The organism is Bacteroides pyogenes DSM 20611 = JCM 6294 (genome assembly GCF_000428105.1).
Lineage (GTDB): Bacteria > Bacteroidota > Bacteroidia > Bacteroidales > Bacteroidaceae > Bacteroides > Bacteroides pyogenes.
In genome coordinates this window covers 56069-64378 of sequence record NZ_ATZH01000028.1, presented here as the reverse complement: position 1 = coordinate 64378, position 8310 = coordinate 56069, and the positions used below count along the sequence as shown (strand labels likewise).

At 45.1% G+C, this 8310-nt stretch carries 5 protein-coding genes and 1 pseudogene; 5 read left to right on the top strand and 1 reads right to left on the bottom strand.

Features of this window, described 5'->3' with window-relative positions; translation table 11 throughout:
- Window positions 1–153: pseudogene (locus tag C234_RS18030) on the bottom strand (IS982 family transposase); the annotation flags it as partial.
- 956 nt (window positions 154–1109) lie between these two features.
- Here C234_RS18030 and C234_RS16125 point away from each other — a divergent pair.
- The 5 genes from C234_RS16125 to C234_RS0108160 all read left to right on the top strand — a co-directional run bounded on the left by C234_RS16125 (window position 1110) and on the right by C234_RS0108160 (window position 8305).
- Window positions 1110–2156 carry a DUF7689 domain-containing protein gene (locus C234_RS16125; RefSeq protein WP_051290203.1) on the top strand — a complete coding sequence of 349 codons (1047 nt, stop codon included), beginning with the start codon at window positions 1110–1112 and terminating at the stop codon, window positions 2154–2156.
- Between the two features lie 439 nt (window positions 2157–2595).
- The gene (gene miaA, locus C234_RS0108175; protein WP_027325362.1) at window positions 2596–3516 is read left to right on the top strand and encodes a tRNA (adenosine(37)-N6)-dimethylallyltransferase MiaA; all 921 of its coding nucleotides are present in this window, start codon (window positions 2596–2598) and stop codon (window positions 3514–3516) included.
- Window positions 3517–3551: 35 nt separating this feature from the next.
- On the top strand, window positions 3552–4478 hold the full coding sequence (locus C234_RS0108170) for a diacylglycerol/lipid kinase family protein (RefSeq protein ID WP_027325361.1): 927 nt from the start codon (window positions 3552–3554) through the stop codon (window positions 4476–4478).
- Between the two features lie 40 nt (window positions 4479–4518).
- Window positions 4519–5319, top strand: coding sequence for a 3-deoxy-8-phosphooctulonate synthase (kdsA, locus tag C234_RS0108165; RefSeq protein ID WP_027325360.1), 801 nt, complete (start codon window positions 4519–4521; stop codon window positions 5317–5319).
- A gap of 139 nt (window positions 5320–5458) precedes the next feature.
- Window positions 5459–8305 carry a M16 family metallopeptidase gene (locus C234_RS0108160; protein ID WP_027325359.1) on the top strand — a complete coding sequence of 949 codons (2847 nt, stop codon included), beginning with the start codon at window positions 5459–5461 and terminating at the stop codon, window positions 8303–8305.
- The last annotated feature ends 5 nt before the right edge of the window (window positions 8306–8310 follow it).

Genomic DNA, 8310 nt, shown 5'->3' with positions numbered 1-8310 from the left:
CAGCATAACTTCTGCTTTGGACATAGTGGAGGAACGATGATACTTTCTCTTGTGAACCAGCCTTATAGTATATTTTGCCATCATGGCATCAAAAAACTTGCAGAAATCGTCTGCCATACAAAATATTTCAATAACTTTGTCTTCGGTGATCATAGCGATTTTTGTTTGTAATCCTTTGTTTTTTAGTACTATAAAGTTACAACAAATTTCGCTAATCACCAAATTTATAAGCACTTACAATTCGTCGAACTCACGTTAAAATTATTAATCACTCACCCGCATTTCATTCGTCTCCCGTTCGGCAGACGAATGAGTCTCAAGCGAAAGACGAATGGGACACGGTCGGCAGACGAATTACTTTTACTACAAAACGAGCAAGTTGTTGCGATGCAGGGAAATAAAAAACAGACGAAAACCGAAGCGAAAAATTAGCTCAGGAACTATTCAAGGAAAGGGCATTAACGATAGAGTTGAGGGTGTCAATTGGAAATAAGAGGGATTTGCGGTATATCTCTATGGTTTGGATAGAGGCATAAAGAGTAGAAGGTGTGGATTTATGCAGAAGTTCCGTTACCAAATTGTCAGTCTTTTTTCGACAGGAGATGTTAAAATTATTATATCATCCCCTGTTTTGCGCAGAATTATATTGTTATATTCATTTATAATTATATTCGGTACGATTAAGGTAGACAAGTATGCCCCATCTTTTGAGTAGTAGTTCTGTTGGAGTAAGAATCATATGAAGAAGATTATAGTCATTACTTCGCTTTCAGAAATTGTAAATTTTCGGTTTCTTTTCTTTGTTTGTTCACTTAGTAATGAATATTCTTTTGATGGTTTTATCAAATTCTTTGAGAAATTCATCGATTATGAAATAATTTTCAGTAACTTTATGGTTTGGAATCATAGCGCAATTATTAGTAAGGATATATTTTTCAACACTTTAAAATCATGAATTCTTCTGCTATATTTCTGATATTTAAGAGACTTTCTTATATCGCACCCACGTTAAACATATATATATACCGAATATCCCATACAACAAGAAAAAAGGAAGAAGTACTAGTTGTATAGCCATCATTGAATATCACTCTTTGAAGTAAACAGTTATGAGAAGATTAGTATTTGTTAAAACTTTCTTATTAGGCATTATATCTTTGTTATGCGTAATAGGATGTCAAAATCAGGCGGACCAGGATATTGGAAAGCCTGCTGCAACTATGACTTCTGCTCAGAGTAATGTAGAAGAAGGAACCGACTTTAGAAGTATTTCGCAAACAAAGTTAAATAGACGTCCGACAACTTCGGAACGACTGTTCTTAGAAAGCACCTTTCCCAACTTGAATGTGAATGATATTTGGGTAACAGATGAGCAAACCACCCAATACAATTATGTCCCATATTTAATGAGGATAACACGTCAATGGATTAACCCAAGGTCTGAACTCACTGATTTTCAAAGGCAATATAAAAATGCAAAATCATGGTATGCAGCATTATACAATTGCAATGTAATTCCTCGTTTTGTATATAATGCCAATGTTGATGGCTGGGGGAAGAGTCTTTCTAATATGACGCATGGAAGGGTTGTTTATTCTGGTATAACCTGGGAGTCAAAACTCGGCCAATATTTGAGAATCACCCACAGTCGAAAAGGATTGTCGGGTAACAACTATGGAGATGTTTTAACTTCATTTGAGAAAACAAATAGATACTATCGTGGAATGAAAAATGTGGCTCAGCACAGCAGAATGGACAATACCCCATTATCTGCGCAGCAACTCTCCAAAATTAGAGATCTTATTAGTCTCGTTGATAAGCAAACTCAAATAGCATTTGAAATCACATTTTCTAATTGGAAAAAAGAATGGCTCTCAAGTCCTCAAACAATAATCAGCAGTGACACTAATGATGCAAAGAAGTTGGATAGCTATATCAATTTAAAATCTATGGGAAAAGCAATAATCCCTCTTGTTGTAGGTAAGTTAGTGGAAGAGGATAACTTTTTTGCCCTTGTACTCTATGATGATTTGCAACAAAATGAAAATGAAAAGATTTCTTACAAGCAAACTGTTGACAAAGATTGGCTCTTTGAAGGAGAACAATCTCGAGCTAGAAGAACAGTTAAGTTGTGGTTAGCCTCTCAAAAGGGCTAGAACTACATTTTTATGCACACGCAGAATAATCTGTAATGGTGGGGGGGCGTAATAAGCGATGCCCCCTCTTTTTGGATGCCTGAGATGAGTTGTTTCATCTCGGGAGTTTCTTTGTTGATGCTCTCACATTCCATAGTTGTAGTTATTGGTGGCGGGACTTGGCAAGGAGTGCTTCCACATCCTCACTTATAACGAAGAAAATCACCCAAGAACGTTTACTTTCTCTCGCAAATGTATACCTTTGCAGATGATAAAAGAGAACATTCTTTGGCTATTCAAAACAATGCACCTCAAAGCACTCCACTCATTTCCAGATCGTTACCTAGCCTTCTATTCTAAAACGATAACATTCTATTCCTCAACAAGATAGTTCCAAAGCGAAAAATTAGTTCAGGTAAAATATATTTTCTAAATTTGTGCTACATTAAAAGAAAAGACAATGCCTAATTGCGATTTAATTGCCATACTCGGCCCCACAGCTTCGGGGAAAACTCCGTTTGCCGCGGCGCTGGCGCATGAATTGGATACGGAAATTATCAGCGCGGACTCGCGACAGATATACCGGGGAATGGATCTGGGCACGGGGAAGGACTTGGAGGACTATACGGTCGGGGGAAAAACGATTTCTTACCACCTAATAGACATCGCCGACCCGGGATATAAATACAACGTTTTCGAATATCAACGCGATTTCCTGACAGCTTACGAATCGATACGGAAGAAGAACCGTCTTCCCGTTCTATGCGGCGGAACAGGTATGTATCTGGAATCGGTACTGAAAGGATACCGGCTGATGCCCGTGCCGGAAAATCCGGAGCTGCGCGACCGGCTTGCGGGATGCTCTTTGGAAGAGCTGACGGAGATGTTGGGCAGGTATAAAACGCTCCACAATTCGACGGACGTGGATACGGTGAAACGTGCCATACGGGCGATAGAGATTGAAGAGTACTATGCCGCCCACCCCGTTCCGGAAAGGGAGTTTCCCAAACTGAACAGCCTTATTATCGGCGTGGAGATAGACCGTGAATTGCGCCGGGAGAAAATCAGCCGGCGGCTGAAACAACGGCTGGACGAAGGAATGATAGAGGAAGTTCGCCAACTGATAGCCGGGGGCATTGCTCCGGAAGATTTGATTTATTACGGACTGGAATACAAGTATCTCACGTTGCACGTTACCGGCAAGCTGACCTACGAAGAGATGTATACCGGACTGGAAACCGCCATCCACCGGTTTGCCAAACGGCAGATGACCTGGTTTCGGGGAATGGAGCGCAGGGGATTTACGATACACTGGGTCAGCGCGGAGCTGCCGACACAAGAAAAGTTCGCTTTTGTGAAGCGGAAACTGCAAGAGTTTTAGTATATTTGGCGGTAAGATAGTAAAGGAATGCCGATATGAGTATAGAACCGGGAAAATGGGGAGTCGTTTACAACCCCAAAGCAGGTACCCGAAAGGTACAGAAACGATGGAAAGAAATCAAGGAGTACATGGACAGTAAGGGAGTAAATTACGACTATGTGCAATCCGAAGGTTTCGGTTCGGTGGAGCGGCTTGCCAAAATTCTGGCAAACAACGGCTATCGCACCATCGTGATTGTGGGAGGCGACGGAGCGCTGAACGACGCGATAAACGGCATCATGCTTTCCGACGCACCGGACAAAGAGCATATCGCCATAGGAATCATCCCGAACGGAATAGGCAACGACTTTGCCAAATATTGGGGGCTGACCACCGAATACAAAGCGGCGGTAGACTGCATCATCAACCACCGTCTCCGAAAGATAGACGTAGGTTCCTGTACTTTCTACAACGGCAAGGAGCACGAACACCGCTATTTTCTCAATGCAGTGAATATCGGCTTGGGAGCGCGTATCGTAAAAATCACCGACCGGACTAAACGGTTCTGGGGAGTGAAATTCCTCTCGTACGTAGCCGCACTGTTTGCCTTGATCTTCGAACGCAAACTTCACCGGATGCACCTGCGCATCAACGACGAGCATATCCGCGGACGCATCATGACGGTATGCATAGGCAGCGCATGGGGATGGGGACAGACTCCGAACGCAGTGCCTTACAACGGTTGGCTGGACGTGTCGGTAATCTATCATCCCGAATTTTTCCAAACCATTTCGGGCTTATGGATGCTGATTCAGGGGCGCATCCTGAACCACAAAACGGTGAAAAGCTACCGCACACGCAAAGTGAAAGTGTTACGGGCACAAAATGCTTCGGTCGATTTGGACGGGCGGTTGCTGCCTAAACATTTCCCGCTGGAAATAGGCATTTTACCGGAAAAAGCGACACTGATTATCCCGAAATAACACCTGATTTTACGAAATTATAAACTACAACTGAAAATAAATGATCGAACTGAAAAACAATCCTGCCGGCAACTTTTTCCTATTGGCCGGCCCTTGTGTGATAGAAGGTGAAGAAATGGCAATGCGCATTGCCGAGCGAGTGGCCGGCATCACCGAAAGGCTTCGAATCCCTTACGTATTCAAAGGCTCGTACCGCAAAGCGAACCGTTCGCGGGCAGATTCATTCACGGGCATCGGTGACGAAAAAGCGTTGAAGGTGCTGAAGAAAGTGCACGACACATTCGGCATACCTACCGTGACCGACATTCATGCCGCCGATGAAGCGGAAATGGCGGCAGAATATGTGGACATACTCCAGATACCTGCCTTTCTGTGCCGGCAGACCGACTTGCTGGTTGCGGCAGCCAAAACGGGGAAAACGGTCAACATAAAGAAAGGGCAGTTCCTCTCTCCCGCCGCCATGCAATTCGCAGCCGCCAAAGTAGTGGAAGCCGGAAATAAGAATGTGATGCTGACCGAACGCGGAACCACTTTCGGGTATCAGGATCTGATAGTAGACTATCGAGGCATTCCGGAGATGCAGACATTCGGCTATCCGGTGGTGCTGGACGTGACTCATTCGTTGCAACAGCCCAACCAGACAAGTGGAGTAACCGGAGGCATGCCCCAACTGATAGAGACCGTAGCCAAAGCCGGCATTGCCGTAGGTGCCGACGGACTGTTCATAGAGACGCATGAAGATCCTTCGGTGGCCAAAAGCGATGGAGCCAACATGCTGAAACTCGATTTGCTGGAAGAGTTGCTCACCAAATTGGTAAGAATACGGGAAGCGATTAAATAAAAAACGGCTTACCTGTGATTTACCCTAAATCGGTGCGACTTATACCACAACAATTTATTTAATAAAGAAATTCGTTATGATACAACCGGGGGCAACTTCGGTGTCGGAAAGTTTTTTATTTTCTTAAAATAATTATTATATGAAACATTTATTACGTGGATTATTTATTGCGGCATTATCGATATGCTGCAGTTTCCAAAGCGCATCAGCCCAGCCGATGCAAACGCTCCCTGTGGACAAGAACGTTCGCATAGGCAAACTCGACAACGGGCTTACCTATTACATCCGGCACAACGCTCTGCCCGAGAAGCGTGTCGAGTTTTACATCGCACAAAAAGTGGGTTCCATCCTCGAAGAGCCGGAACAACGCGGATTGGCTCACTTTCTCGAGCACATGGCATTCAACGGAACCAAAAACTTCCCCGGCGATGAAACCGGACTCGGCATCGTGCCTTGGTGCGAAACGAAAGGTATTAAATTCGGAGTGAACCTGAACGCGTATACCAGCGTAGACCAGACGGTGTACAACATCAGTAACGTGCCTACCGACAATATGAACGTGGTAGACTCGTGCCTGCTCATCCTGCACGACTGGTCGAGCGCCATCAAGCTTTCGGAAAAAGAAATCGACAAGGAGCGCGGCGTGATACGTGAGGAATGGAGAAGCCGGAACAGCGGTATCATGCGTATCTACACCAATGCGCAACCGGTGATGTATCCCGATTCCAAATATGCCGACTGCATGCCTATAGGAAGTATCGACGTTATCAACAACTTCCCCTACCAGGCCATCCGCGACTACTATGCCAAATGGTATCGCCCCGACCAACAGGGAATTGTAATTGTAGGCGACATCAATGTGGACGAAATCGAAGCCAAACTGAAACATATATTCGCAGACGTAAAAGCTCCGGTAAACCCTGCCGAACGTATCTACTATCCGGTGGCAGACAACGAAAAGCCGCTGATTTACATCGGAACGGACAAGGAAGTGACCACGCCGAGCATCAACTTCTTCTTCAAGCATGACGCTACACCCGATTCCTTGAAAAACAACATCGGCTATTACGCTACGCAATACATGCTGAACATGGCTACCGGAATGCTGAACAGCCGTTTCTCGGAGCTGCTTCAACAGGCCAATCCTCCTTTCACCGGAGCCAGCGCAGGTTTCGGCAACTATTTTCTCGCCAAAACGAAAGATGCTTTCAGCCTAAGCGCCAGCAGCAAAGCAGACGGCATCGAAACGGCAATGAAAACCATTCTGGAAGAGGCTGAAAGAGCACGCCGGTTCGGATTCACCGAAACGGAATACGAGCGTGCGCGCGCCAACTACCTGCAAGGACTGGAGTCGGCTTACAACGAACGCGAAAAGATGAAGAGCGGCTCTTATGTCGGAGAATACATCAACCACTTCCTCGACAACGAACCGATACCGGGCATCGAATACGACTATGCCATTATGAACCAGATGGCCCCGAATATTCCGGTACAAGCCATTAATCAGGTTATGCAACAATTGCTTACCGACAACAATCAGGTGGCTCTGATTGCCGGTCCCGAAAAAGAAGGAATCAAATATCCTACGAAAGAGGAAATCGAAGCACTTCTGAAACAACTCAAATCATTCGACTTAAAACCGCATGAAGACAAGGTTTCCAACGAACCGCTAATTTCGAAGGAACCCGAAGGCGGAAAGATCGTTTCGGAAAAGGCGGAAGACATTTACGGAACAACCAAGCTGGTGCTCTCGAACGGAGTGAAAGTATACGTAAAGGTGACAGACTTCAAGGCCGACCAGATTCTCATGAAAGGAACAAGCTTGGGAGGAAGCAGTTTATTTGCCGACAACGAAGCGCTGAACATCAGCCAGCTGAACAGCGTTGCCGGTGTAGGAGGAGTCGGAAACTTCAGTAAAGTGGATCTGACAAAGGCTTTGGCAGGTAAACGCGCCTCAGTAAGCGCATCTATCGGCGGAAATACGGAAAATATATCAGGAAACTGCTCTCCGAAAGACTTCGAGACAATGATGCAACTGACCTACCTCAGCTTCACCGCTCCGCGTAAAGACAACGAGGCTTTCGAATCGTACAAGAACCGGCTGAAAGCACAGCTTCAGAATGCCGACGCCAACCCGATGAGAGCATTCGGGGATACCATGACGTACGCTCTGTACAACAATCATCCGCGTGCCATCAACCTGAAAGAGCACATGGTGGAAAACATCGATTACGACCGAATCATCGAAATGTATAAAGACCGCTATAAGGATGCGAGCGACTTTACATTCTATCTGGTAGGGAATGTGGATCTTGAGAATATGAAACCGCTCATCGCGAAATACCTCGGAGGACTTCCCGCAATCAAACGTCAGGAGACTTTCAGAGACACTCACATGGACATCCGTAAAGGATTGTACAAAAACGAGTTCACGAAGAAGCAGGAGACACCGATGGCTACCATCTTATTCTTTTTCAACGGAGAATGCAAATACAACTTGCGCAACAACCTGCTACTGAGCTTCCTCGATCAGGCGCTGGATATGGTATACACCGAAGAGATCCGCGAAAAAGAAGGAGGTACATACGGAGTAAGCTGCAGAGGAGGACTGAGCAAATATCCGAAAGAACGGCTGACACTGCAAATTGTGTTCCAGACCGACCCGGCAAAGAGAAACAAACTCTCGGAAATCGTTTTGGAACAGCTGAACAAAATGGCGCAGGAAGGTCCGTCTGCCGAGCACATGCAGAAAATCAAGGAATATATGCTGAAGAAATATAAGGATGCTCAGAAAGAAAACAGCTATTGGCTGAATAATCTTGACGAGTATTTCTATACCGGGGTTGATTATACCAAAGATTATGAAGCTCTGGTAAGCAGCATTACCGCAAAAGACGTACAGGAATTCCTCGCTCAGCTTATGGAACAGAAGAATGAGATACGGGTGATCATGACTTCGCCCGAAGAAGAGGAAAAGAAAGACTGATATTT